The organism is Caballeronia concitans, from assembly GCF_001544615.1.
Taxonomy (GTDB): Bacteria; Pseudomonadota; Gammaproteobacteria; order Burkholderiales; family Burkholderiaceae; genus Caballeronia; species Caballeronia concitans.
On sequence record NZ_FCNV02000001.1, the window covers coordinates 824,210 to 848,377 of the forward strand.

Sequence of the window (24,168 nt, forward strand, 5' to 3'; positions counted from 1 at the left end):
TCGCGCGTCAGGGCGCGGGAGCAAGGAACGCGCCGCATGCGGTTTTTCCGCTGCGGCTTTTAATGATCGTGTGGGTCTTTGTGCGGGTCCTTGTGAATAGGATCGACCCAATACACTTCCTCGGGTTCTTCGACTGCGTCGATATTCAGATTCACGACGACCGCTTCGTTGTCGCTGCGCACGAGCACGCATTGCAGCGGTTCGTCCGTGCTCGCGTTGATTTCCTGATGCGGCACGTAAGGCGGCACGAAGATGAAATCGCCCGGACCGGCCTCGGCGGTGAATTCCAGATGCTCGCCCCAGCGCATGCGCGCCTGGCCGCGCACGATGTAAATCACGCTTTCGAGCGCGCCGTGATGGTGCGCGCCGGTCTTCGCGTTCGGATGAATGGTGACCGTGCCCGCCCAGATTTTCTGCGCGCCGACGCGCGCCGCGTTGATGGCCGCCGCGCGGTGCATGCCCGGCGTCTGCGGCGTGTTGGTGTCGAGCTGATCGCCCTTGATGACCTTGACGCCGTTCTCGCGCCAGTCGATGTGATGTGCGTCGCTCATGGTTCGGCCCGTGGACGAAAAAAGTCCGTTGCCGCCACCAGCACGGGCGGGCAACGGACTTCCGATATTACACGCGTATCCGGCAACGGTAAGCGCGCGTCATTTCCCTTTCGAGTTGATGATCGCTTCCGACACGTTGTTCGGCGTTTCCGCGTAGTGCTTGAACTCCATCGTGTAGGTCGCGCGGCCCTGCGTCAGCGAGCGAAGCGACGTCGAGTAGCCGAACATTTCGGCAAGCGGCACCTCGGCGCGCACGATCTTCCCGCCGCCGCCCGCGATGTCCTCCATGCCCTGCACGATGCCGCGCCGGCTCGAGAGATCGCCCATCACGTTGCCCATGAATTCCTCGGGCGTTTCGACTTCCACGGCCATCGTCGGTTCGAGCAGCACGGGCTTCGCGCGGCGCATCGCTTCCTTGAAGGCCATCGATCCGGCCATGCGGAACGCGTTTTCGTTCGAATCGACATCGTGATAGGAGCCGAAGGTCAGCGTCACTTTCGTATCGACGACCGGATAGCCCGCCAGCACGCCCGCTTTCAGCGTTTCCTGAATACCCTTGTCGACCGCCGGAATGAACTCGCGCGGAATCACGCCGCCCTTGATGGCATCGACGAATTCGTAGCCCTTGCCCGGATCCGGCTCAAGCGTGATGACCGCGTGACCGTACTGGCCGCGCCCGCCCGACTGCTTGACGAACTTGCCCTCGACGCCTTCGACCTTGTTGCGCACCGTCTCGCGATACGCGACCTGCGGCTTGCCGACCGTCGCTTCCACGCCGAACTCGCGCTTCATCCGGTCGACGAGAATTTCCAGATGCAGCTCGCCCATGCCGGAGATGATCGTCTGGCCGGATTCCTCGTCGGTCGCGACGCGGAACGACGGATCTTCCTGCGCGAGACGGTTGAGCGCGATGCCCATCTTCTCCTGGTCCGCCTTCGTCTTCGGCTCGACGGCCTGCGAAATGACCGGCTCCGGGAAGATCATGCGTTCGAGAATGATGATCTTGTCGGGATCGCAGAGCGTGTCGCCGGTCGTCGCTTCCTTCAGGCCGACCGCCGCCGCGATATCGCCCGCGCGCACTTCCTTGATTTCCTTGCGCTCGTTCGCGTGCATCTGCAGGATTCGGCCGAGCCGTTCCTTCTTGCTCTTCACCGGGTTGTAGACGGTATCGCCCGAATTCACGACGCCCGAGTACACGCGGAAGAAGATCAACTGGCCGACGAACGGATCGGTCATGATCTTGAAGGCGAGCGCGGAGAACGGCTCGTCGTCGCTCGGATGACGCTCGGCTTCCTGATCGTCCTCGGTGTGGCCGAGAATCGCGGGGACATCGACGGGCGAGGGCAGATAGTCGATCACCGCGTCGAGCATCGCCTGAACGCCCTTGTTCTTGAACGCGCTGCCGCAGAGCATCGGCACGATTTCGTTCGCGATGGTGCGCTTGCGGATCGCCGCCTTGATTTCGTCTTCGGTCAGGCTTTCGTGATCTTCGAGATACTTTTCGAGCAACTCCTCGCTCGCCTCGGCGGCGGCCTCGACCATCTTCTCGCGCCATTCGTGCGCGACGTCCTTCAGATTGTCGGGAATGTCCTCGTACGTGAACTTGATGCCCTGGCTTTCGTCGTCCCAGACGATCGCCTTCATCTTCACGAGATCGACCACGCCCTGAAAATGATCCTCCGCGCCGATCGGAATCTGGATCGGCACCGCGACGCCCTTCAGACGCTCGCCGATCTGCCGCTGCACGCGGAAGAAGTCCGCGCCGACGCGGTCCATCTTGTTGACGAACGCGATGCGCGGCACCTTGTACTTGTTCGCCTGGCGCCACACGGTTTCTGACTGCGGCTGCACGCCGCCGACGGAGTCGTAGACCATGCACGCGCCGTCGAGCACGCGCATGGAGCGCTCGACTTCGATCGTGAAATCGACGTGTCCCGGCGTATCGATGATGTTGATCCGGTGCTCCGGATAATTGCCGGCCATGCCTTTCCAGAACGCGGTCGTGGCGGCCGACGTGATCGTGATGCCGCGTTCCTGCTCCTGCTCCATCCAGTCCATCGTGGCCGCGCCGTCGTGGACCTCGCCGATCTTGTGGGTCACGCCGGTGTAGAAAAGGATGCGCTCGGTCGTCGTCGTTTTGCCGGCATCGATGTGAGCGCTGATCCCGATATTCCGATAGCGCTCGATGGGGGTCTTGCGGGGCACGTGAACCTCCTGTGGAAGATGTCATGGCGGCGCGGCGCAGGTCGTGCGCGTCGCCACGCGGCCGCCGCCGAACGTCGCGGCGGCATCGCGCCAACCTTTTCAGGATAGCGCGTCGGCAGTCTCTTTGCAGGAATCTTGCCAGGTCGCGTCGACGCGCTGAAATCGGCATCGCACGGCGTTCGCGGACGAAAAAAAGGCGCGTCGGAGGACGCGCCTTTGTCGATTGCACCGGCAACGGTTCAATGACGGTTCACTGAACGCCCGGCAATCCCTTGATCTTCACGCCCGGCTTGATGCCCTTCGCCGCGAACCAGCCCTTGCTCATCTCCAGCGCATAGACGCCGTTGTTGCGCGGGCAGTGGTTGTTCTCCGTCTCGGCCTGCATCTCGTCGATATCGGTGATCGTGCCGTCCGCGCGGATGAACGCGATCGACAGCGGGATCAGCGTGTTTTTCATCCAGAAGCAGTGCACGGCGTTCTCGTTGAACACGAAGAGCATGCCTTCGTTCGCGCCGAGCTGCGTGCGATACATGAGACCTTGTTCGCGATCCGCGTCGCTTGCGGCGACGGCGGCATCGATCACGTACATGCCGGCGGTGAGCTTCGCGCGCGGGAATTCGGACGGTTGTTTCGCGCCGGGCGGCATGGTCTGCGCCTCGGCAAGCGGAATCGATGCGAGCGGCAGCAGCATCGCGATGAACAAGGCGCGCGCCGCGCCGGTCATGCGCGAACGCAAGGCGCGAAGAGAAAGCAACAGCGGATTCACACGATGCTCCTTTGAAAACGGGATTGCGGTGGTGCCGGATAACCAGCAGGCCCGCGCATGTTACTCGAAGCGCGAAGCGCAATACAAAAACAAAAAGGCAGATGCCTTACGGCGATCTGCCTTTTAACGCCGCAAGCGGCGGTAATGCTCGTTATTGACTTCGCTTTACCGCCTCTTACAACGAACTTACTGAGCTGCGGAAGCAGCTTCCGGTGCCGAAGCGGCAGCCTTGTGCGACTTCTTGTGCGAAGCCTTGTGTGCGTGCTTCTTCGACGACTTGTGTGCCTTCGCCGGAGCAGCAGCCGAAGCAGCGGCCGGAGCAGCAGCTTCCGGAGCCGAAGCTTGTGCGAATGCAGCCGTTGCGAACAGGCCAGCGACGAGAGCAGCGATCAGTTTGTTCATTTGTGAATCCTCAGCTTGAGTTGATTAACCAACGACCCGGTCAATGAGTCATGTCGGTAAACGAGCCATCCACCTTTCGGTTGACAGTCTTATCGACAAAAGAAGTCGATACGGCTGTGAACGCTTTTCCTTTCAAATAGCCTGGAGCACACAGGTTATCGAAAGGCTAATTCGCTCATGCCGGATAGCTTTTGCACGGCATCTGTGGCGCTTAACGCATCGTGCAAACGGTCGGTTGACGCGTTTTTTCAGAGAATCGCGCGGCGAATGAAAAAAACGTTCGCAGTGCAAGCGGCCTTGCATATTTCGATGTCGTCGACATGAAATGGCATCGCGAAGACCGCATGGGCGAATGCGATGCAATGGTTCATCGGGCACGCTGCCACGGCGAACGGTCCGGCACTTCGACCGTCTCGCCGGGCGCGAGACCGAGCGCGAAGATATCGAGCGCGCCGATCGCGACACGCACGAGCCGCAGCGTCGGAAAACCCACGGCGGCGGTCATCCGCCTGACCTGCCGGTTCTTGCCCTCGGTGATCGCGAGTTCGATCCACGTCGTCGGAATCGCGGCGCGATAGCGGATCGGCGGATTGCGCGGCCATAGCGCCTCGATCTGTTCATCGGCGATGAACAGCGTGCTGCACGGACGCGTCACGAAGTCGCCGAGATCGACGCCTTTCGCGAGACGCGCGAGCGTTTCTTCGCCGGGTGCGCCTTCGACTTGCGCCCAATAGCGCTTGACGAGCTTGTGACGCGGCTCGGCAATGCGCGCCTGCAGCGCGCCGTCGTCGGTGAGGAGCAGGAGCCCTTCGCTGTCGGCGTCGAGACGACCCGCGGGATAGACGCCTGGCGTCTTCACCCAGTCGCCGAGCGAGGCACGCGTCTCATGCGCCGAGAACTGGCAGATCGTGCCGAAGGGTTTATTGAGAGCGATGAGCGTCATCGGGAGGCGGGGAAGGTTGGAGCGGCATCATAATGCATAATGATTCGCAAACTGTTTTCGCTGGATCGAGGGCTCCGGCCGGCACGCGGGGCATGGTTAGAATGATGTCCTGGCCATCCCCACGGACGACGCCTGGCCGTCCCCGCGCGATCCGGTCAGCTTTCGTTATTCGTCAGTGTCATTAGAGCCATTAGAGCCCGACCTTCTCTGGAGTCGACCATGCCGTATCAGCACATCAAGGTACCGGCGGACGGTGAAAAAATCACCGTCAACGCGGATTTCTCGCTCAACGTCCCGGATCAGCCGATCATCCCGTATATCGAGGGCGACGGCACGGGCGTCGACATCACGCCCGTCATGATCAAGGTGGTCGATGCGGCGGTGGAGAAGGCCTACGGCGGCAAGCGCAAGATCCACTGGATGGAAACCTACGCGGGCGAGAAGGCCACGCGCGTCTACGGTCCGGACGTCTGGCTGCCGGACGAAACGCTGGATGTGGTGAAGGAATACATCGTGTCGATCAAGGGGCCGCTGACCACGCCGGTCGGCGGCGGCATCCGGTCGCTGAACGTCGCGCTTCGCCAGCAGCTCGATCTTTACGTGTGCCTGCGCCCGGTGCAGTACTTCAAGGGCGTCCCGTCGCCGGTGCGCGAGCCGGAGAAGATCGACATGGTCATCTTCCGCGAGAACTCGGAGGACATCTACGCGGGCATCGAGTGGCCCGCCGGTTCACCCGAAGCGAAGAAGGTGATCGCGTTCCTGCGCGATGAAATGGGCGTGAAGAAGATCCGCTTTCCGGAGTCGTCGGGCCTGGGCATCAAGCCGGTGTCGCGCGAAGGCACGGAGCGGCTCGTGCGCAAGGCGATTCAATACGCGCTCGACAACAATCGCCGCTCGGTGACGCTCGTGCACAAGGGCAACATCATGAAGTTCACGGAAGGCGCGTTCCGCGATTACGGCTACGCGCTCGCGCAGAAGGAGTTCGGCGCGGAACTGATCGACGGCGGTCCGTGGATGAAGGTGAAGCATCCGAAGACGGGCGCGGAAGTCGTCGTGAAAGACGTGATCGCCGACGCCTTCCTGCAGCAAATCCTGCTGCGCCCCGCCGAATACGACGTGATCGCCACGCTGAACCTGAACGGCGACTACATTTCGGATGCGCTCGCGGCGCAGGTGGGCGGAATCGGCATTGCGCCGGGCGCGAACATGTCGGATTCCGTTGCAATGTTCGAAGCGACGCACGGCACGGCGCCGAAATACGCCGGCAAGGATTATGTGAATCCGGGCTCCGAAATTCTGTCCGCCGAAATGATGCTGCGCCATCTCGGCTGGACCGAAGCGGCGGATCGCATCATCGCGTCGATGGAGCGGTCGATTCTGTCGAAACGCGTCACCTACGACTTCGCCCGGCTCATGGAAGGCGCGACGCAGGTGTCGTGTTCGGCGTTCGGCGACGTGATGATCGAGAATATGTGAGCGCTCGCGCCTCGCTTGCCATCGCCCATATTTCCCGATATTGAATAACCCCGATGGACTCCGGTCTTTCGGGGTTTTTTAATTTTGTCGACGGGGGTCGCAGCGTTGCGGCTCATGCGTGAAAACGGGGGACGAAAAAAAACCCGGCACGACGGCCGGGTTTCACGAGGCAAAATGCAACCGACCGGTCAGGCAGCGTCCTGGATGTTCGATGCCTGTTTGCCCTTCGGTCCCTGGACGATCTCGAAAGAAACCTTCTGGCCTTCCTTGAGCGTCTTGAAACCGTTCATTTGAATCGCCGAGAAATGTGCGAACAGATCCTCGCCGCCTTCATCGGGCGTGATGAATCCGTAGCCTTTCGCGTCGTTGAACCACTTGACCGTACCAGTAGACATTCGTACTTCCCCTCTAACTCTCGTCGCAACCCGAGCACGTTCGAAAAGCTCGACGGCTCACCCCTCAAGCCAACCGCTCCTCCTCACTAGCTCACCTCGGCCATTTTTGCCCGGAGGCCCCCGGAAAAAAGTGCCAGTTTGATTGTTGAATCTCTTAAATCGAGTGTCAAGATTTTTTTAGGATAGAGCTTATGCTCGTTGCAGAGATCACATTCGTAGGGTAATTCCTGCTTTGCGTGTGCGCCTCCGTCCAAGCAAGTCATCTTGAAAAGTCGCATAATCGACTCACTTGTGTGATACGCCCGGCAGCCCGCCACGGTGTTGCGGTTTGTTTTTTTTGAAGCTGTGCGATACTGGATTCGACGAGAAGCAAGCGGGCCGCGCCGAACCGTTGGGCGCCGGCAGGATTCGATGGACGGTAGCTGCGTAACGCGCGTTTCAGTAACCCTTTCCGGTCGTTTGGCCGGTGCTGGAGCGGCAATTGCGACAGCGCCCGTGTTGTTTAGAATGGGTGTATGGCGATTAATCCCAACAAGCAGGATGGCACGGTACTCGAGCGGCAGGAGCAGAAGCTCAAGAAGCCGTCGATGTACAAGGTGGTGCTGCTGAATGACGACTTCACGCCGATGGAATTCGTCGTGATGATCGTGCAGGAATACTTCAATAAGGATCGTGAGACTGCGACGCAGATCATGCTGAAGGTTCATCGCGAGGGCAGGGGAGTTTGTGGGGTCTACACGCGGGACATTGCGTCGACCAAAGTTGAGCAAGTCGTTAGCCATGCACGGCAGGCGGGGCATCCGCTGCAGTGCGTGATGGAGGAAGCATGATTGCCCAGGAACTGGAAGTCAGTCTGCACATGGCGTTTATGGAAGCACGTCAGGCGCGGCACGAGTTCATTACGGTCGAGCATCTTTTACTGGCCTTGTTGGACAATCCGACCGCCGCTGAGGTGTTGCGCGCCTGCGCAGCAAACATCGAAGATTTGCGTCAGAACCTGCGCAATTTCATTCATGACAACACGCCGACCGTGCCCGGCACGGACGACGTCGATACTCAGCCGACGCTTGGTTTCCAGCGTGTGATTCAGCGCGCGATCATGCATGTGCAATCGACGTCGAACGGCAAGAAGGAAGTGACGGGCGCGAACGTGCTCGTCGCGATCTTCGGCGAGAAGGACTCGCACGCGGTCTACTACCTGCAACAGCAGGGCGTGACGCGGCTGGATGTCGTGAATTTCATTTCGCATGGCATCGCGAAGACGAACAGCGGCGATGCCGCGAAGGCCAACAGCGAAGCGAATCCGGAATCGGAAGACGCCGCCGCTCAGAAGGAAACGCCGCTCGCGCAGTTCACGCAGAACCTGAATCAGCAAGCGAAGGACGGCAAGATCGATCCGCTGATCGGCCGCGAGCTCGAAGTCGAGCGCGTGGTGCAGGTGCTCTGCCGCCGCCGCAAGAACAATCCGCTGCTCGTGGGCGAAGCAGGCGTGGGCAAGACGGCGATCGCCGAAGGTCTCGCCTGGCGCATCACGCGTGGCGAAGTGCCGGACATCCTCGCGGATGCGCAGGTCTACTCGCTCGACATGGGCGCGTTGCTCGCGGGCACGAAGTATCGCGGCGACTTCGAGCAGCGTCTCAAGACGGTGCTGAAGGAACTGAAGGAGCGTCCGCATGCCATTCTGTTCATCGACGAAATCCACACGCTGATCGGCGCGGGCGCGGCATCGGGCGGCACGCTCGACGCGTCGAACCTGCTCAAGCCGGCGCTGTCGTCGGGGCAACTGAAGTGCATCGGCGCGACGACGTTCACCGAATATCGCGGCATCTTCGAGAAGGACGCGGCGCTCTCGCGGCGCTTCCAGAAGGTCGATGTCACCGAGCCGTCCGTCGAGCAGACGGTCGCCATTCTGCGTGGCCTCAAGTCGCGCTTCGAAGAGCATCACGGCGTGAAGTACTCGTCGGGTGCGCTGTCGGCGGCGGCTGAACTGTCGGCGCGCTTCATCACGGATCGTCATTTGCCGGACAAGGCCATCGACGTGATCGACGAAGCGGGCGCGGCGCAGCGCATTCTGCCGAAGTCGAAGCAGAAGAAGACTATCGGCAAGAGCGAGATCGAAGAGATCATCTCGAAGATCGCGCGTGTGCCGGCGCAGAGCGTGTCGCAGGACGACCGCAGCAAGCTCCAGACTTTGGATCGCGATCTGAAGGCCGTCGTGTTCGGGCAAGACCCGGCGATCGATGCGCTGTCGGCATCGATCAAGATGGCGCGCGCGGGCCTCGGCAAGACGGACAAGCCGATCGGCGCGTTCCTGTTCTCGGGTCCGACGGGCGTCGGCAAGACCGAAGTGGCGAAGCAGCTCGCGTTCACGCTGGGCATCGAACTGCTGCGCTTCGACATGTCCGAGTACATGGAGCGTCATGCGGTGAGCCGGCTGATCGGCGCGCCGCCGGGCTATGTCGGATTCGATCAGGGCGGTTTGCTGACCGAGGCCGTCACGAAGAAGCCGCATTGCGTGCTGCTTCTGGACGAAATCGAGAAGGCGCATCCGGACATCTACAACGTGCTGCTGCAGGTGATGGACCACGGCACGCTGACGGACAACAACGGCCGCAAGGCGGATTTCCGCAACGTCATCATCATCATGACGACGAACGCGGGCGCCGAGGCGATGGGCAAGGCGGTGATCGGCTTCACGTCGCGCCGCGAGTCGGGCGACGAAATGGCCGACATCAAGCGCATGTTCACGCCGGAGTTCCGCAACCGTCTGGACGCGATCATCAGCTTCCGCTCGCTGGACGAGGAAATCATCCTGCGCGTGGTCGACAAGTTCCTCATGCAACTGGAAGATCAGCTGCACGAGAAGAAGGTCGATGCCGTCTTCACCGACGCGCTGCGCAAGCATCTCGCGAAGCACGGTTTCGATCCGCTGATGGGCGCGCGTCCGATGCAGCGTCTGATTCAGGACACGATTCGCCGCGCACTCGCCGACGAGCTTCTCTTCGGCAAGCTGCTCAACGGCGGCCGCGTGACCGTGGACGTCGATGCGGACGACAAGGTGCAGCTCACGTTCGACGAGAACTCGGCTCCGCCGCGCAATCCGAATCCGGAAGCGATCGAAGTGGATTGATGTTTCGGCAGCACGAGTGAAAAACGGCGCGGTTTCGACCGCGCCGTTTTTTTTTCGCCTCGAAGAAGCTCAGTGCTTGCCCGTGCTGCCGAAGCCGCCCGCGCCGCGCTCGCTCGCTTCGAAGTCGTCGACGATATTGAACTGCGCCTGCACGACCGGCACGATCACGAGTTGCGCGAGCCGTTCCATCGGATTGAGCGTAAACGCGGTATCGCCGCGATTCCACGTCGAGACCATCAGTTGGCCTTGATAATCCGAATCGATCAGCCCGACGAGATTGCCGAGCACGATGCCGTGCTTATGGCCGAGACCCGAGCGCGGCAGGATGAGCGCGGCATAGCCGGGATCGGCGAGGTGAATGGCGAGGCCGGTCGGCACGAGCACCGTCTGATGCGGCTCGATGACGAGCGGCGCATCCAGACACGCACGCAGGTCGAGGCCCGCGCTGCCGGGCGTCGCGTAGGCGGGCATGAAGTCGCGCATGCGCGCGTCGAGAATCTTGACGTCGAGTTTCATGGTTCAGGCTTGAGCGCCGAGCGCGAACGCGTCGGCGAGAAGTTGATAGGACCGCGTGCGTGCGGCGTAGCTGCCGGCGACTGTCAGCACGATCAGTTCGTCGGCGTTGGATCGTTCCTGCAACGCGTGCAGTTCCTCGGTCACGCGTTCCGGCGTGCCGATGATGCTGCGCGCTTTCTCATGCGCGATGACCGCGCGTTCGCGCTCGCCGTATTGCTGCGCGGCGCCTTGCGCGATGGACGGAATCGGCTGATTGAGGCCGTAGGCCATCTGCACGCGGCGCAGATCGACGGCCTTCTCCAGTGCTTCGGCTTCTTCGTCGGTATCGGCGCAGATCACGAACACGGCTGCCGCGAGATACGGCTTCGCTTCATGTCCGGCGGTGAAGCGCTCGCGATACGCCTCGGCCACGCGATGCCCATACTGCGCGTTGATGAAGTGCGCGAACGCATAGCGGATGCCGAGCTGCGCCGCGAGCAGGCCGCCGAAGTCGCTCGATCCGAGCATCCACAGTTCGGGACGCGTATCGATCTGCGGTTGCAGCAGCACGCCTTTGGCGAGCGAATCGTCGGGGACGTTGCCCTCGAAGAGCGCGATCAGTTCGGCGACTTGCTCCGGAAAAATATCGCCACGATTGTACGAACCCGCCGCGACCGCCTGCGCGGTGCGCATGTCGCCACCCGGCGCGCGTCCCACGCCCAGATCGACGCGATTCGGAAACAGCGCTTCGAGCATCAGGAATTGCTCGGCGACCTTGAACGGCGAATAGTACGGCAGCATGACGCCGCCCGAGCCGATGCGAATGCGCTTCGTCAGGCTGCCGATGCGCGCCAGCATCACTTCCGGACACGGATTCGACACGCCATGCAAGCCGTGATGCTCCGCGCACCAGTAGCGCGTGTAGCCGAGATCGTCGGCGAGTTGCGCGAGGTCGAGCGTGGCCGCGATGGCATCCGCGACCGTGTGGCCGTGGATGACCGGCGTTTGATCGAGAACGGATAGCTTCGTCATGGATTCAGGAGAAGAGCATGCCGCCGCCGCGCGGCGCGCGTTTGGCGATTTCCGCGATCAGCGTGCGCGCGAGGCTCTGCTTGTCGGCGCGCGGCAACGGCGTCGTGCCCGATGCTTCGAACAGCACGACTTCGTTGTCGTCGCGGCCGAAGGTGAGCGGACCGAGATTGCCGATGAGCAGCGGCACGTTCTTGCGCTTGCGCTTTTCTTCGCCGTGCAATTCGAGGTCGCCGCTTTCGGCCGCGAAGCCCACGCAGTAAGGCGGATTCGGCAGCTTCGCCACCGACGCGAGAATGTCCGGATTCTCGACGAAATCGAACGTCGGCAGCGGCTGGCCCGGCGTCTTCTTGATCTTCTGCGCGCTCGCGTGATCCACGCGCCAGTCCGCCACCGCCGCCACCGCGATGAAGATGTCCGCGTCGGACGTGGCTTCCATGACGGCGTCGTGCATCTGCTGCGCCGTCTGCACGTCTTCGCGATACACGCCCCACGGCGTCGGCAGCGAGACCGGCCCGGCGACGAGATGCACGTCCGCGCCCGCCTGCGCCGCCGCGCGCGCGAGCGCGAAACCCATCTTGCCCGACGAGCGATTCGTGATGCCGCGCACCGGATCGAGCGGTTCGAACGTGGGACCGGCGGTGATCAGCACGCGCTGGCCGCGCAGGATCTTCGGCTGGAAGAACGCGCAAATGGCTTCGAACGTGACCGACGGCTCCAGCATGCGACCGTCGCCAACTTCGCCGCACGCCTGCGAGCCGGAATCCGGCCCGAGCACTTCGATGCCGTCATCGCGTACTTGCGCGACGTTGCGCTGCGTCGCCGCGTTTTGCCACATCTGGCGATTCATCGCCGGGACGACGAGGAGCGGGCAATCGCGCGCGACGCATAGCGTGGAGAGCAGGTCGTCGCACATGCCGTGCGCGAGCTTCGCGATGAAGTCGGTGGACGCGGGCGCGATGACGATGGCATCCGCCTCGCGCGACAAATCGATGTGCGCCATGTTGTTCGGCATGCGCGCATCCCATTGCGAGACGTACACCGGCCGGCCCGACAGCGCCTGCATGGTGACGGGCGTGATGAACTGCGTGGCCGCTTCCGTCATCACGATCTGCACGGTCGCGCCGGCCTTCACGAGCAGACGCGTCAGCTCCGCGATCTTGTAGCACGCGATGCCGCCCGTCAGCCCCAATACGAGATGTTTGCCTGCGAGTTCCAACTTGCCTCCGTCGCAAAAAAAGCGCGGCTCCCGAAAAGGAGCCGCGCCGTGTACGTCATCGCGATCCGCGCACGCGCCGCAGTTCGTCGAAGATCAAGAGCACAGCGCCGATGGTGATCGCGGTATCGGCGAGGTTGAACGCGGGCCAGTGCCACGCGTTCACGTGAAAGTCGAGGAAGTCGATCACGTGGCCGTAGGCGAGCCGGTCGATCACGTTGCCGATCGCGCCGCCCATGATGAGCGCGAGCGCCGTGCAGAAGAGCCGCTGCGTCGAATTCTTCTTGAGCAGATAGCAGATGACGGCCGCCGCCACGACGCCGAGCCCCGTGAACGCCCAGCGCTGCCAGCCGCCCGCCGCCGCGAGGAAGCTGAACGCCGCGCCGCGGTTATAGACGAGCAGCAGGTTGAAGAACGGCGCGAGTGCATGCGGCTCGCCATACGCGAATACCTTTTGCACTGCGATCTTCGTCAACTGGTCGAACAGAATCACGATCAGCGCGACGCCGAGCCACGGCGCGAGCGATCCACTCGAGGAAGTTTGTTTCGCCATCGTCCTTGTTGCCATTATGCTGCGCCTCGCGTTTCACCAGCGCCGAAGAGATTGGAGAAGCAGCGGCCGCACAGGCCCGGATGCTCCGGGTGCGAGCCGACGTCCGCGCAGTAGTGCCAGCAGCGCTCGCACTTCAGATAGCTCGATGCCGTCACGTCGACGCCTTCTTCCGCTTCGCTCGCCACTTGCTCTACTTTCGCCGATGACGTGATCAGCACGAAGCGCAGCGCATCGCCGAGACTGGACAACGCTTCATAACGCGCGCCGCTCGCCCGCACGACGACTTCGGCCTGCAGCGACGAGCCGATCTCGTTCGCCGTGCGCGCTTCTTCCAGCGCCTTCGTCACGTCGCCGCGCGCGTTGCGGATGAGCGTCCACTTGTCGAGCAGTTCGCCGCCGTTGGCGATGTCCGGATACGTCGCGAAGACTTCGGTGAAGATGGTGTCCTGACCCGGCTTCAGCACCTTGTACGCCTCTTCCGCCGTGAACGAGAGATACGGCGCGACGAGACGCAGCAGGCCGTGCGCGATGTAATACAGCGCGGTCTGCGCGCTGCGGCGCTCGCGCGAATCGGGCTTCATCGTGTAGAGACGGTCCTTCAGCACGTCGAGATAGAAGCCGCCCAGATCTTCCGAACAGAACGTGGCGAGCTTCGCGACGACCGGATGGAACTCGTACTTCTCGTAATGCGCGAGTGCGTCGTCCTGCAGGTTGCGCGTGAGCGCGATCGCGTAGCGGTCGATTTCGAGCCAGTCCTGAACCGGCACGGCGTTCTTGTCGAAGTCGAAATCCGACAGGTTCGCGAGCAGGAAGCGCAGCGTGTTGCGAATCCGGCGATACGTCTCCGTCACGCGCTTCAGGATTTCCTCGGAGATGGCGAGCTCGCCGGAATAATCCGTCGATGCGATCCACAAGCGGATGATCTCCGCGCCGAGGCGGTTCGCCACTTCGTGCGGATCGACGCCATTGCCGAGCGACTTCGACATCTTGCGGCCTTCGCCATCGACGGTGAAGCCGTGCGTGAGCAGCGCGTCGTAGGGCGGGCGGCCGTCGAGCATCGAAGCCGTCAGCAGCGACGAATGGAACCACCCGCGATGCTGGTCCGAACCTTCGAGATACAGATCGGCCGGGAACTGCAGCTCATCCTTGTGCGAGCCGCGCAGCACGTGCCAGTGCGTCGTGCCGGAATCGAACCACACGTCGAGCGTGTCGCGGTTCTTTTCGTACATGTTGGCGTCGTCGCCGAGCAATTCGCGCGGATCGAGCGATTGCCACGTCTCGATGCCGCCTTGCTCCACGCGTTTCGCGACTTCTTCCAGCAATTCCAGCGTGCGCGGATGCAGCTCGCCGGTTTCCTTGTGGACGAAGAACGCCATCGGCACGCCCCATTGGCGCTGACGCGAGAGCGTCCAGTCCGGGCGATTCGCGATCATGCTGTAAAGACGCTGCTTGCCCCACGACGGATAGAACGCCGTGTTCTCGATGCCTTCGAGCGCCGTTTCGCGCAGCGTCTTGGCGCCGTCCGCCGGCTTCACGTCCATGCCCGCGAACCATTGCGACGTCGCGCGATAGATGATCGGCGACTTGTGGCGCCAGCAGTGCATGTAGCTGTGCGTGTACTTTTCGGTCTTGAGCAGCGATCCGGCGCTGCCGAGCGCCTCGACGATCTGCGGATTCGCCTTCCAGATCGACAGCCCGCCGAAGAGCGGCAGCGATTCGATGTAGCGGCCATCGCCCATCACCGGGTTGATGATGTCCGAATCCGCCATGCCGTGCGCCTTGCACGAAACGAAGTCTTCCACGCCGTACGCCGGCGACGAGTGCACGACGCCCGTGCCGCTTTCGGTCGTCACGTACTCGCCGAGATAGACCGGCGACGTGCGCTTGTAGCCCGGATGCGCCGCCGCGAGCGGATGATGGAAGCGCAGGTTGGCGAGCTTCTCGCCGGTCGCCGTCGCGATGATCTCGCCCGGCAGGCCATAGTTCTGCAGGCACGCTTCCACGCGCTCCTGCGCGAGGATCAGCAAGCCGCGCGGGGTATCGACGAGCGCGTACACGATCTCCGGATGCACGTTGAGCGCCTGGTTCGCGGGAATCGTCCAGGGCGTCGTCGTCCAGATGACGATGCCGCCTTCGGTCTTCGGCAGCGCGGGCAAACCGAACGCCTGCGCGGTCTTTTCCGGTTCGGCGAACGCGAACATCACGTCGATGGTCGGATCGGTCTTGTCCTTGTACTCGACTTCCGCCTCGGCCAGCGCCGAGCCGCAATCGAAGCACCAGTTCACCGGCTTCAGGCCACGGAACACGTAGCCCTTTTCCATGATCTTGCCGAGCGCGCGGATTTCACCGGCCTCGTTGACGAAGTTCATCGTCTTGTACGGATTGTCCCAGTCGCCGAGCACGCCGAGCCGGCGAAAGCCGACCTTCTGCTTCTCGATCTGCTCGCTCGCGTACGCGCGCGCCTTCTGCATCACTTCGGTGGCGGGCAGCGACTTGCCGAACTGCTTTTCGATCTGGATTTCGATCGGCATGCCGTGGCAGTCCCAGCCCGGCACGTAGACGGCGTCGAAGCCCGCGAGATTGCGCGCCTTGACGATCATGTCCTTCAGGATCTTGTTGACGGCGTGGCCCAGGTGGATGTCGCCGTTCGCGTACGGCGGGCCGTCGTGCAGGATGAATTTCTTGCGGCCTTTCGAGGCGGCGCGGATCTTCTCGTAGATCTTCTTGTCCTGCCATTCCTTGACCCACGACGGCTCGCGCTTCGGCAAGTCGCCGCGCATGGGGAAGGGCGTATCGAGCAGGTTGACCGGATACTTCGAGGAGGCTTTCTCTTTCTTGTCGCTCATGAGTGACTCAGTGAATTCGGTGAGACGGCGCTTGCAAACTACGCGCGATGATTCGAAGGCGGGGCAGCGGGCGATGCGCTTTTCTCAAAGCGGCACCGCGCGCTCACCTAATTCGGTCAGTGGCCGAAATGGCGAAGCCCGTGGCGCGGCTGCCGGCGTTGCTCGCGGGCGGCAGGCCGAAATAGGCGCGCGTGTTGTCGACATCCTTCGCGATGGCGGCGGACAGCGTTTCGAGGTCCACGTACTTTTCCTCGTCGCGCAGCTTCTTCAGGAATTCGACGCGCACGAGCTTGCCGTACGCGTCGCCGTGCCAGTCGAGCACGAAGACTTCGAGGAGCACGCGGCCGGAATCGTCGACGGTCGGACGCAGCCCGAGACTCGCGACGGCAGGAAGCGGTTCCTCGGCGAGACCGTGCACGCGCACGACGAAGATGCCCGACGCCGCCGGCCGCTTGTGCGCGATCGGCAGGTTGAGCGTGGGAAAGCCGAGATCGCGGCCGAGCTTCGCGCCGTGCACGACATGACCGCTGATCACGTACGGACGCCCGAGCGCGACATGCGCGGCGTCCAAATCGCCCGCGACGAGCGACGCCCGCACCGACGACGACGAAATGCGCGCGCCGTTCGGATGCGCGACCGTGGCCATCTGCTCCACTTCGAAGCCGTATTTCTCGCCGGCGGCTTTCAGTGAATCGAAGTTGCCGGCGCGCTTCGCGCCGTAGCAGAAGTCGTCGCCGACCATGACCCAGCGCGCGTGCAGGCCGTCGACGATGACGTTCTTGACGAACGTATCCGGCGACTGGCTCGCGAACGTGTGATTGAAATGCTCGACCACCACGCGATCCACGCCGTTCGTGCGCAGCGCTTCGAGCTTGTCGCGCAACATCGCGATGCGCGGCGGCGCGCCCGCCGGATTGAAGAACTCGCGCGGATGCGGCTCGAAAGTCATGACGCAGACCGGCAGCCCGCGCGCGTCAGCAGCGGCGCGCACGCGCGCGAGCAGCGCCTGGTGGCCGCGATGGACACCATCGAAATTGCCGATGGTCAGTGCGCAGGGCGCGCGGCTTTCGGCATTGGGGAGGCCGCGAAAGACTCTCACGATAGGCGTTGGTCGGTGGGAGGGCTGATGCTGCAAAGCGTTCGATTATAAACGCTCGCACGCGGCGACGGGCGCGCCCGGCCGGGCGCGCGTCCGGATGCGCGCGGCGGCGGCCTTCGCGGGCGCTTGCTGCCCTTTGGCACGATTTTCGCCGCCGCCGAATGATAAAATCGGCGGATGAAAAAAATCGTCATTCTGATCTCCGGACGCGGGAGCAACATGGAGGCCGTCGTGCGCGCGTGTGCGCGTGACGGCTGGCCGGCGCGCGTCGCGGCAGTCATTTCCAATCGGCCCGATGCCGCCGGACTCGGCTTCGCGGCCGCGAACGGCATCGAAACCGCGGTGGTCGATCATCGCGCGTTCGACGGCCGCGAAGCATTCGACGCGGCGCTTGCCCGCGAAATCGATCGCTTCGAACCTGATGTCGTCGTGCTGGCAGGCTTCATGCGCGTGCTCACCGACGCGTTCGTCGAACGTTACGCGGGCCGCATGCTGAATGTGCATCCGTCGCTGCTGCCGTGTTTTCCGGGCTTGCGCACGCATCAGCAGGCGCTCGACGCCGGCGTGCGCGTGCATGGCGCGAGCGTCCATTTCGTGACGCCCACGCTCGATCACGGGCCGATCGTCGCGCAGGGCGCGGTGCCGGTCATCGCCGGCGACGATGCCGCCGCGCTCGCGGCGCGCGTGCTCGCCGTCGAACACATCATTTACCCGCGCGCGGTGCGCTGGTTTATCGAAGGGCGTTTAACTATCGAGGGCGAACGTGTCGCCCTTACGCCGTCTGAGCCGCAATGGCTCTTTGCCGACATTGCCGGGGAGGGCGCATGAGGCTTCATGGATTTCTGATTGGTCAAACCGAAACGCTGCTGGCGGACGTGCTGCGCTTCGCCGGTCCCGCCGATGCCGCGACGAGCCGCTTCTTCCGCGCGCATCCGAAGCTCGGCCACGGCGAGCGCGGCGTGATCGCCGAGGCGGTGTTCGCCGTGCTGCGCCGGAAGATGGAGTTCTCGCATCTCGCGGAAAGCGGCAGCGGCAACCAGGCGCGCCGTCTCGCGCTGCTCGGGCTGATGCAGACCGCCGGTCTCTCGGCGCTCAAGCCGCACGTGTCCGCGGACGAATATCAATGGCTCGCGCAAGTGTCGAAGATCGATCCGGCGAGCCTGCCGGTGCGCGTGCGCACGAACCTGCCGCAGTGGATCTACGAGGCGATGGGCAAGCGCTTCCCGCCCGAGGAACTTGCGCAACTCGCGGCCGCGCTGAACTATCCGGCGCCGCTCGATCTGCGCGCGAATCCGATCAAGGCGACGCGCGAAGCGGCGCTGAAGGCGCTCGTGGAAGCGGGCATCGACGCGGGTGAAATGCCGTTCGCGCCGTTCGGCATCCGCGTGGAAGGCAAGCCCGCGCTCACGCGCCTCGCGCCGTTTCAGGAAGGCTGGATCGAAGTGCAGGACGAGGGTAGCCAGCTGCTCTGCTCGCTGATGGCGCCGCGCCGTGGCGAGATGATCGTCGACTTCTGCGCGGGCGCGGGCGGCAAGACGCTGGCGCTCGGCGCGATGATGCGCTCCACCGGCCGTCTCTATGCCTTCGACGTGTCGGATCGCCGGCTCGCGAAGCTGAAGCCGCGCCTCGCGCGCAGCGGTTTGTCGAACGTGAATCCCGTGCTGATCGACAGCGAGCACGACGCGAAGATCAAGCGCCTCGCGGGCAAGATCGACCGCGTGCTCGTCGATGCTCCGTGCTCCGGCCTCGGCACGCTGCGTCGCAATCCTGATCTCAAGTGGCGGCAATCGCCCGCGACGGTCGCCGAACTCACGCCCAAGCAGCTGTCGATTCTCACGAGCGCCGCGCGTCTCGTGAAAAGCGGCGGCCGTCTCGTCTACGCGACGTGCAGCATGCTTCAGGCGGAAAACGAAGACGTCGTCGCGCAGTTCCTGGAGACGCATCCGAACTTCCGCGTCGTGCCCGCGCGCGATGTGCTCGCCGAGCAGCGTATCGATCTCGATACCGGCGATTATCTGTCGCTGTGGCCGCACAAGCACGGCACCGACGGCTTTTTCGCCGCCGTGCTCGAACGCGTGCCGGAAGCGAAGGGCGAAAAGCCGGCGGACGAGAACGCGTAACCGCGCACGCCGATGCAGAATCGCTTTCTGACGCATCTGTCGGAGCGTCTTTTCCGCGATTTCGGCGAACCCGAAGTGCTCTGGCAGGTCGGCGCGCTCCTCGGGCTGCTCGCCGTCGCCTGGTGGTGCGCGCGCGTGCTGCGCAAGAAGCTCGACGCGCGCCGCCAGTCCCGCTTCGAAGCCGTGCGCTTCGGCGCGGAAAGTCTCAACAAGGCGCTGTTTCCGCTGCTCGGCATGGTGTTCGTGGCCGTCGCGCAACTGGCGCTGGCGCCGTTCATCCACACGGCGCTGCTGCGGCTCGCGCTGGTGCCGCTGTGCGGCATCACCGTGATCTACATGATGTTCTACGCGGTGCGCCGCGTGTTCCGCACGAGCGCCAGCGGCGGCGCGGAACACGAAGCGCATGCGCTGCTGTTTCTCTTCGAAAAGCTCGTCACGGTGATCGTCTGGCTCGCGATGCTTCTCACCGTCATGGGCATTCAGGACGACGTCGTGCGCTGGATGGCGAGCGTGCGTTTCAACATCGCCAACGCGCACATGACGCTTCTGTCGCTCGCCTCGGGCGTGCTGTGGGTGTGCGTGACGCTGATCGTGGCGATGTGGGCCGGCGCGCTCATCGACGACCGCCTGATGCGCGCCCGCTCGCTCGACGCGAATCTCAAGGTCGTGCTCGCGCGCGTCTCGCGGGCGCTGATGATTCTCGCGGCGATTCTCGTGAGCCTGTCGATCGTCGGCATCGACATCACGGTGCTCGGCGTATTCGGCGGCGCGCTCGGCGTGGGGCTCGGCTTCGGCCTGCAGAAGATCGCGAGCAATTACGTGTCGGGCTTCATCATTCTGCTCGACCGGTCGCTGCGCCTCGGCGACATGATCAACGTCGCCGGATCGCAGGGCACCGTCACGCAGATTCGAACGCGCTATACGGTGGTGCGCGGGCTCGACGGCATCGAAACGCTGATTCCGAACGAAAAGCTCATCACCGATGTCGTACAGAATCATTCGTCGTACCTGACGCGCGGGAACGCGAAGGTCGCCGTGCAGGTCAGCTATAAGTGCGACGTGGAACAAGCGATGCAATTGCTCGTCGAAGCAACACAGGGCGTCGAGCGCGTGCTGCAGGATCCCGCGCCCGCCGCGCTTCTGGCGAGCTTCGGCGCGGACGGCATCAATCTCGAACTGAGCTTCTGGATCGAGGACGCGGCGAAGGGAACCGGCGGCGTTAAGTCGCAAGTCAACCGGCGCATCTGGCGACTATTCTCGGAGAACGGAATCGAGATTCCGTACGCGCAGCGCGAAGTCACAATCCTTCACGGCAAGTCGCCCGATTCGGTACGAAATGCCGACTCGCTGGGCGACGAAGCCGCAGGAGCCGCGCGCAACGCCTCTTGAGCCGTCGCGCGTGCGTCATTCCTTCCGTTTTGAAAGGAATACCGGGAAACACGATGCGTGAGATTTTTCTCGTTTAGGAATGATCCAAAAAAATTCACCTTTACGACAAAGACTTGGAACGACTGCAGTAGAATGCGATCGAACCCGCGCGCACACCTTTCACGTGCCCGACAAGCTGGCCGCAACGTATTTCGAATCAGTTTTGACCGGCCATTTTTTCCGAATTTCACAGCTACACAGGTAAATCGCCTTGCTGAATTCTTCCCTTGAATTTCTCGCCAACGGATTGCTCGACTTTTCTTGGTGGCAGATTCTGCTGTTCACGCTGGCAGTGACGCACGTCACCATCGCCGGCGTCACCATCTATCTGCATCGCTGCCAGGCGCATCGCGCGCTGGACCTGCATCCCATCGCGAGCCATTTCTTCCGCTTCTGGCTGTGGATGACCACGGGCATGCTGACCGGCCAGTGGGCGGCGATCCATCGCAAACACCACGCAAAGTGTGAGACCGAAGAAGATCCGCATAGCCCGCAGACGCGCGGCATCTGGAAGGTGCTGCTCGAAGGCGCGGAACTCTATCGCGCGGAAGCGAAGAACGAAGAAACGCTGCGCCGCTTCAGTCACGGCACGCCGAACGACTGGATGGAGCGCAACGTCTACACGCGCTATCCGATTCTCGGCATCAGCATCATGATGGTGATCGACGTCGCGCTGTTCGGCATCGTCGGCCTGTCGGTGTGGGCCGTGCAGATGATCTGGATTCCGTTCTGGGCGGCGGGCGTCGTCAACGGTCTCGCGCACTTCTGGGGCTACCGCAACTTCAATTCCGCCGATGCGAGCACGAACATCTTTCCGCTCGGCATTCTGATCGGCGGCGAAGAACTGCATAACAATCACCACACGTACGCTACGTCGGCGAAGCTGTCGAGCAAGTGGTACGAGTTCGACATCGGCTGGCTGTATATCCGCATCCTGTCGGCAATCGGCCTCGCGAAGGTGAAGAAGCTCGCGCCCACGCCGCGTCTGTCGGAAAGCAAGGCAGTCGTCGATCACGACACGCTGCAGGCCGTGCTGGCGAACCGCTACGAAGTGATGGCGCGCTACGGCAAGGCGCTCAAGCACGCCTACGCGCAGGAACTGGCGAAGCTGAAGGAAGCCGGCGCGCGCGAGAAATATCAGCTGATGCGTGGCGCACGCAAGTGGTTCCACAAGGAGGAAGACGGCCTGAACGAACCGCAGCGCAAGCAGTTGCCGGAACTGTTCTCGGACAATCAGAAGCTGCGCACGTATATCGAGCTGCGCAAGGATCTGTCGGCAATGTGGGATCGTTCCAATGCGTCGCGCGAGCAGTTGCTGGCGCAGTTGCAGGACTGGTGCCATCGCGCGGAGCAGAGCGGCATCAAGGCGCTGCAGGACTTCGCGCTGCGTCTGCGCCGCTACGCTTTGTAAGCGATATCCGCTAAGATTCAAAGACGTCACAAGACCCCGCTCTGGCGGGGTCTTTGTTTTTTGGCGACGAATTTCCGCGTTGGTTTTGTTCGAAGGGCAGGGACAGGAGACATGGAAGCGATCAAAAGCGTCGAATACGACCGGCCGCATGGCCTGACGTGTGGAGTGGGCGAGGCGTGGGCGAGAGTGCCGAACGCGCCGTCGCCGGAAGAGAAGCGCGCATTGAAGGAGCGCATCCGCGCACTCTTGCGGCGCGAAGAGGCGGTGCTGGTAGCGCACTATTACGTCGATGCCGAATTGCAGGAACTCGCCGACGAAACCGGCGGCTGCGTGGCCGATTCGCTCGAAATGGCGCGCTTCGGGCGCGACCACGCCGCGAAGACGCTGGTCGTGGCGGGCGTGCGCTTCATGGGCGAGACGTCCAAGATTCTGAGCCCGGGCAAGCGCGTGCTGATGCCCGACCTCGACGCCACGTGCTCGCTCGATCTCGGCTGCCCCGCCGACGAATTCTCCGCTTTCTGCGACGCGCATCCCGACCGCACCGTCGTCGTGTACGCGAACACGAGCGCCGCGGTGAAGGCGCGCGCCGACTGGATGGTGACGTCGTCGATCGGGCTGGAAATCGTCGCGGATCTGCATGCGCGCGGCGAAAAGATTTTGTGGGCGCCGGACCGGCATCTCGGCGGCTATATCCAGAAGAAGACCGGCGCGGACATGCTGCTGTGGCAGGGTTCGTGTCTCGTGCACGACGAGTTCAAGGGCATCGAACTGGACCTGCTGCGCGCGGAGTACCCGGACGCGAAGATTCTCGTCCATCCGGAATCGCCGGAAGCGGTCGTGCGGCTCGCGGATGTCGTCGGTTCCACGACGCAGCTCATCGACGCCGCCGTGCGGCTCGATGCGCAGCGCTTCATCGTCGCGACCGACCTCGGCATTCTGCACAAGATGCGGCTCGCCGCGCCCGGCAAGACGTTCATCGAGGCGCCGACGGCCGGCAACAGCGCGACGTGCAAGAGTTGCGCGCATTGTCCGTGGATGGCGATGAACGGCCTCGCGAATCTCGCCGACGTGCTCGAACGCGGCCACAACGAAATTCACGTCGATGCGGCCATCGGCGAGCGGGCGCGCGTGCCCATCGACCGGATGCTCGATTTCGCCGCGCGCCACAAGAAGCGCGTGCAGACGAGCGGCGATCTCGCCCGCGACGCCGCGCTGTTTTCGAATGTCGGAGCCGCCTGATGTCGATTTTTGAAGAAGTCCGCGCCCAGTACGGCGAAGCCTTCGACGCGGCGCTCGCTCGCAATGTCGCCGATGCGCTCGCCGAAGACATCGGCAGCGGCGATGTCACCGGCCGCCTCGTTCCCGCCGATTCGCGGCGCACCGCGCGCATTCTCGTGCGCGAGGAAGCGGTGCTGTGCGGCGTGCCGTGGTTCGTCGAAGTGATGCGGCGCGTCGATCCGTCCATCGAGATCGAATGGCAGTATCGCGAAGGGCAGCGGATGGCGGCGGATACGCCCGTCGTGCTGCTGCACGGTCCGGCGCGCGCGCTGCTGACCGCCGAGCGCAACGGCCTCAATTTTCTGCAACTGCTGTCGGGGGTAGCGACCGCGACGCGTCGTTATGTCGATGCCATCGAAGGCACGCGCGCGCGCATCCTCGATACGCGCAAGACGCTTCCGGGCCTGCGGCTCGCGCAGAAGTACGCGGTGCGCGTGGGTGGCGGCGCGAATCAGCGGCTCGCGCTGTACGACGGCATTCTGATCAAGGAAAACCACATCGCGGCGGCGGGCGGCGTGGGCGCGGCGATGGATGCGGCGCTCGCCCTGAATGCCGGCGTGCCGATTCAGATCGAAGTGGAAACGCTCGCGCAGCTCGAGACGGCGCTGGCGCATCGCGCGGAATCGATCCTGCTCGACAACTTCGCGCTCGACACGATGCGCGACGCCGTGCGCATCGCCGCGGGCCGCGCGTTGCTCGAAGTGTCGGGCGGCGTGAATTTCGAGACGGTGCGGGCGATCGCGGAAACGGGCGTGGACCGCATCTCGATCGGCGCGCTCACGAAGGACGTGCGCGCCACCGATTTTTCGATGCGTATCCTGTAAG

21 protein-coding genes are annotated in these 24,168 nt (G+C 63.2%); 9 read left to right on the forward strand and 12 right to left on the reverse strand.

The features are described 5' to 3' along the window. Positions 1 to 59 precede the first annotated feature (59 nt). From AWB72_RS03840 to AWB72_RS03860, 5 genes are all read right to left on the reverse strand, one after another. Positions 60 to 551: a cupin domain-containing protein gene (locus AWB72_RS03840; RefSeq protein ID WP_040051717.1), complete on the reverse strand. Its 492-nt coding sequence runs from the start codon at positions 549 to 551 to the stop codon at positions 60 to 62. A gap of 99 nt (positions 552 to 650) precedes the next feature. Further along, entirely contained in the window at positions 651 to 2,756 is a 2,106-nt protein-coding gene (gene fusA / locus AWB72_RS03845; RefSeq protein ID WP_040051718.1) for an elongation factor G, read from the reverse strand. 250 nt (positions 2,757 to 3,006) lie between these two features. Next, positions 3,007 to 3,447 carry a DUF192 domain-containing protein gene (locus AWB72_RS03850; RefSeq protein ID WP_244285535.1) on the reverse strand — a complete coding sequence of 147 codons (441 nt, stop codon included), beginning with the start codon at positions 3,445 to 3,447 and terminating at the stop codon, positions 3,007 to 3,009. Positions 3,448 to 3,708: 261 nt separating this feature from the next. Further along, a complete protein-coding gene (locus AWB72_RS03855; RefSeq protein ID WP_084593006.1) occupies positions 3,709 to 3,924 on the reverse strand; it encodes a hypothetical protein in 216 nt (71 codons plus the stop codon). A gap of 367 nt (positions 3,925 to 4,291) precedes the next feature. Then, positions 4,292 to 4,867 carry a pseudouridine synthase gene (locus AWB72_RS03860; RefSeq protein ID WP_040051719.1) on the reverse strand — a complete coding sequence of 192 codons (576 nt, stop codon included), beginning with the start codon at positions 4,865 to 4,867 and terminating at the stop codon, positions 4,292 to 4,294. 219 nt (positions 4,868 to 5,086) lie between these two features. On the opposite strand from AWB72_RS03860, the gene icd reads away from it, so the two are divergent. Beyond that, entirely contained in the window at positions 5,087 to 6,343 is a 1,257-nt protein-coding gene (gene icd, locus AWB72_RS03865) for an NADP-dependent isocitrate dehydrogenase (RefSeq protein WP_040051720.1), read from the forward strand. Positions 6,344 to 6,531: 188 nt separating this feature from the next. On the opposite strand, the gene cspD is transcribed toward icd, so the two are convergent. Next, complete coding sequence (gene cspD, locus AWB72_RS03870) at positions 6,532 to 6,738, reverse strand: cold shock domain-containing protein CspD (protein ID WP_008351201.1); 207 nt, start codon at positions 6,736 to 6,738, stop codon at positions 6,532 to 6,534. A 515-nt stretch (positions 6,739 to 7,253) separates the two neighbouring features. Between cspD and clpS the strand changes: the two genes are divergently transcribed. Together clpS and clpA are read left to right on the forward strand one after the other, a co-directional pair. After that, the gene (gene clpS / locus AWB72_RS03875; RefSeq protein WP_040051721.1) at positions 7,254 to 7,568 is read left to right on the forward strand and encodes an ATP-dependent Clp protease adapter ClpS; all 315 of its coding nucleotides are present in this window, start codon (positions 7,254 to 7,256) and stop codon (positions 7,566 to 7,568) included. Beyond that, positions 7,565 to 9,868, forward strand: a complete 2,304-nt coding sequence (gene clpA / locus AWB72_RS03880; RefSeq protein ID WP_040051722.1) for an ATP-dependent Clp protease ATP-binding subunit ClpA — start codon at positions 7,565 to 7,567, stop codon at positions 9,866 to 9,868. Before clpS ends, clpA begins: the two co-directional genes overlap by 4 nt. A 69-nt stretch (positions 9,869 to 9,937) precedes the next feature. On the opposite strand, the gene dut is transcribed toward clpA, so the two are convergent. The 6 genes from dut to AWB72_RS03910 form a co-directional block, all read right to left on the reverse strand. Further along, entirely contained in the window at positions 9,938 to 10,384 is a 447-nt protein-coding gene (gene dut / locus AWB72_RS03885) for a dUTP diphosphatase (RefSeq protein ID WP_040051723.1), read from the reverse strand. Between the two features lie 3 nt (positions 10,385 to 10,387). Next, a complete protein-coding gene (locus tag AWB72_RS03890; RefSeq protein ID WP_040051724.1) occupies positions 10,388 to 11,395 on the reverse strand; it encodes an LLM class flavin-dependent oxidoreductase in 1,008 nt (335 codons plus the stop codon). A 4-nt stretch (positions 11,396 to 11,399) separates the two neighbouring features. Further along, on the reverse strand, positions 11,400 to 12,611 hold the full coding sequence (gene coaBC / locus AWB72_RS03895) for a bifunctional phosphopantothenoylcysteine decarboxylase/phosphopantothenate--cysteine ligase CoaBC (RefSeq protein WP_040051725.1): 1,212 nt from the start codon (positions 12,609 to 12,611) through the stop codon (positions 11,400 to 11,402). A gap of 55 nt (positions 12,612 to 12,666) precedes the next feature. After that, positions 12,667 to 13,161 (reverse strand): signal peptidase II, encoded by a 495-nt coding sequence (gene lspA / locus AWB72_RS03900; RefSeq protein WP_374728850.1) that lies wholly within the window; start codon positions 13,159 to 13,161, stop codon positions 12,667 to 12,669. A gap of 14 nt (positions 13,162 to 13,175) precedes the next feature. Next, positions 13,176 to 16,007, reverse strand: a complete 2,832-nt coding sequence (ileS, locus tag AWB72_RS03905) for an isoleucine--tRNA ligase (RefSeq protein WP_040051727.1) — start codon at positions 16,005 to 16,007, stop codon at positions 13,176 to 13,178. Between the two features lie 103 nt (positions 16,008 to 16,110). Continuing rightward, positions 16,111 to 17,106 (reverse strand): bifunctional riboflavin kinase/FAD synthetase, encoded by a 996-nt coding sequence (locus AWB72_RS03910; protein WP_040051728.1) that lies wholly within the window; start codon positions 17,104 to 17,106, stop codon positions 16,111 to 16,113. Between the two features lie 177 nt (positions 17,107 to 17,283). Here AWB72_RS03910 and purN point away from each other — a divergent pair, with 177 nt between their 5' ends. The 6 genes from purN to nadC all read left to right on the forward strand — a co-directional run bounded on the left by purN (position 17,284) and on the right by nadC (position 24,167). Beyond that, positions 17,284 to 17,934, forward strand: coding sequence for a phosphoribosylglycinamide formyltransferase (gene purN / locus AWB72_RS03915; RefSeq protein ID WP_040051729.1), 651 nt, complete (start codon positions 17,284 to 17,286; stop codon positions 17,932 to 17,934). Then, positions 17,931 to 19,226: an RsmB/NOP family class I SAM-dependent RNA methyltransferase gene (locus AWB72_RS03920; protein WP_040051730.1), complete on the forward strand. Its 1,296-nt coding sequence runs from the start codon at positions 17,931 to 17,933 to the stop codon at positions 19,224 to 19,226. Before purN ends, AWB72_RS03920 begins: the two co-directional genes overlap by 4 nt. A 12-nt stretch (positions 19,227 to 19,238) precedes the next feature. Beyond that, positions 19,239 to 20,615 carry a mechanosensitive ion channel family protein gene (locus tag AWB72_RS03925; RefSeq protein WP_040051731.1) on the forward strand — a complete coding sequence of 459 codons (1,377 nt, stop codon included), beginning with the start codon at positions 19,239 to 19,241 and terminating at the stop codon, positions 20,613 to 20,615. A 250-nt stretch (positions 20,616 to 20,865) separates the two neighbouring features. Next, positions 20,866 to 22,065, forward strand: a complete 1,200-nt coding sequence (locus AWB72_RS03930; protein WP_040051732.1) for a DesA family fatty acid desaturase — start codon at positions 20,866 to 20,868, stop codon at positions 22,063 to 22,065. Positions 22,066 to 22,176: 111 nt separating this feature from the next. Continuing rightward, positions 22,177 to 23,304 (forward strand): quinolinate synthase NadA, encoded by a 1,128-nt coding sequence (gene nadA / locus AWB72_RS03935; RefSeq protein ID WP_040051733.1) that lies wholly within the window; start codon positions 22,177 to 22,179, stop codon positions 23,302 to 23,304. Further along, entirely contained in the window at positions 23,304 to 24,167 is an 864-nt protein-coding gene (nadC, locus tag AWB72_RS03940; protein ID WP_040051734.1) for a carboxylating nicotinate-nucleotide diphosphorylase, read from the forward strand. Before nadA ends, nadC begins: the two co-directional genes overlap by 1 nt. Position 24,168: the final 1 nt, after the last annotated feature.

What these genes read in the sequence shown, in the direction of transcription:
- AWB72_RS03840 (WP_040051717.1), bottom strand. Translation starts at nt 551, where the DNA reads ATGAGCGACGCACATCACATCGACTGGCGCGAGAACGGCGTCAAGGTC.
- AWB72_RS03850 (WP_244285535.1), bottom strand. Translation starts at nt 3,447, where the DNA reads ATGCTGCTGCCGCTCGCATCGATTCCGCTTGCCGAGGCGCAGACCATG.
- AWB72_RS03855 (WP_084593006.1), bottom strand. Translation starts at nt 3,924, where the DNA reads ATGAACAAACTGATCGCTGCTCTCGTCGCTGGCCTGTTCGCAACGGCT.
- AWB72_RS03860 (WP_040051719.1), bottom strand. Translation starts at nt 4,867, where the DNA reads ATGACGCTCATCGCTCTCAATAAACCCTTCGGCACGATCTGCCAGTTC.
- icd (WP_040051720.1), top strand. Translation starts at nt 5,087, where the DNA reads ATGCCGTATCAGCACATCAAGGTACCGGCGGACGGTGAAAAAATCACC.
- cspD (WP_008351201.1), bottom strand. Translation starts at nt 6,738, where the DNA reads ATGTCTACTGGTACGGTCAAGTGGTTCAACGACGCGAAAGGCTACGGA.
- clpS (WP_040051721.1), top strand. Translation starts at nt 7,254, where the DNA reads ATGGCGATTAATCCCAACAAGCAGGATGGCACGGTACTCGAGCGGCAG.
- clpA (WP_040051722.1), top strand. Translation starts at nt 7,565, where the DNA reads ATGATTGCCCAGGAACTGGAAGTCAGTCTGCACATGGCGTTTATGGAA.
- dut (WP_040051723.1), bottom strand. Translation starts at nt 10,384, where the DNA reads ATGAAACTCGACGTCAAGATTCTCGACGCGCGCATGCGCGACTTCATG.
- AWB72_RS03890 (WP_040051724.1), bottom strand. Translation starts at nt 11,395, where the DNA reads ATGACGAAGCTATCCGTTCTCGATCAAACGCCGGTCATCCACGGCCAC.
- lspA (WP_374728850.1), bottom strand. Translation starts at nt 13,161, where the DNA reads ATGGCGAAACAAACTTCCTCGAGTGGATCGCTCGCGCCGTGGCTCGGC.
- ileS (WP_040051727.1), bottom strand. Translation starts at nt 16,007, where the DNA reads ATGAGCGACAAGAAAGAGAAAGCCTCCTCGAAGTATCCGGTCAACCTG.
- purN (WP_040051729.1), top strand. Translation starts at nt 17,284, where the DNA reads ATGAAAAAAATCGTCATTCTGATCTCCGGACGCGGGAGCAACATGGAG.
- AWB72_RS03920 (WP_040051730.1), top strand. Translation starts at nt 17,931, where the DNA reads ATGAGGCTTCATGGATTTCTGATTGGTCAAACCGAAACGCTGCTGGCG.
- AWB72_RS03925 (WP_040051731.1), top strand. Translation starts at nt 19,239, where the DNA reads ATGCAGAATCGCTTTCTGACGCATCTGTCGGAGCGTCTTTTCCGCGAT.
- nadA (WP_040051733.1), top strand. Translation starts at nt 22,177, where the DNA reads ATGGAAGCGATCAAAAGCGTCGAATACGACCGGCCGCATGGCCTGACG.
- nadC (WP_040051734.1), top strand. Translation starts at nt 23,304, where the DNA reads ATGTCGATTTTTGAAGAAGTCCGCGCCCAGTACGGCGAAGCCTTCGAC.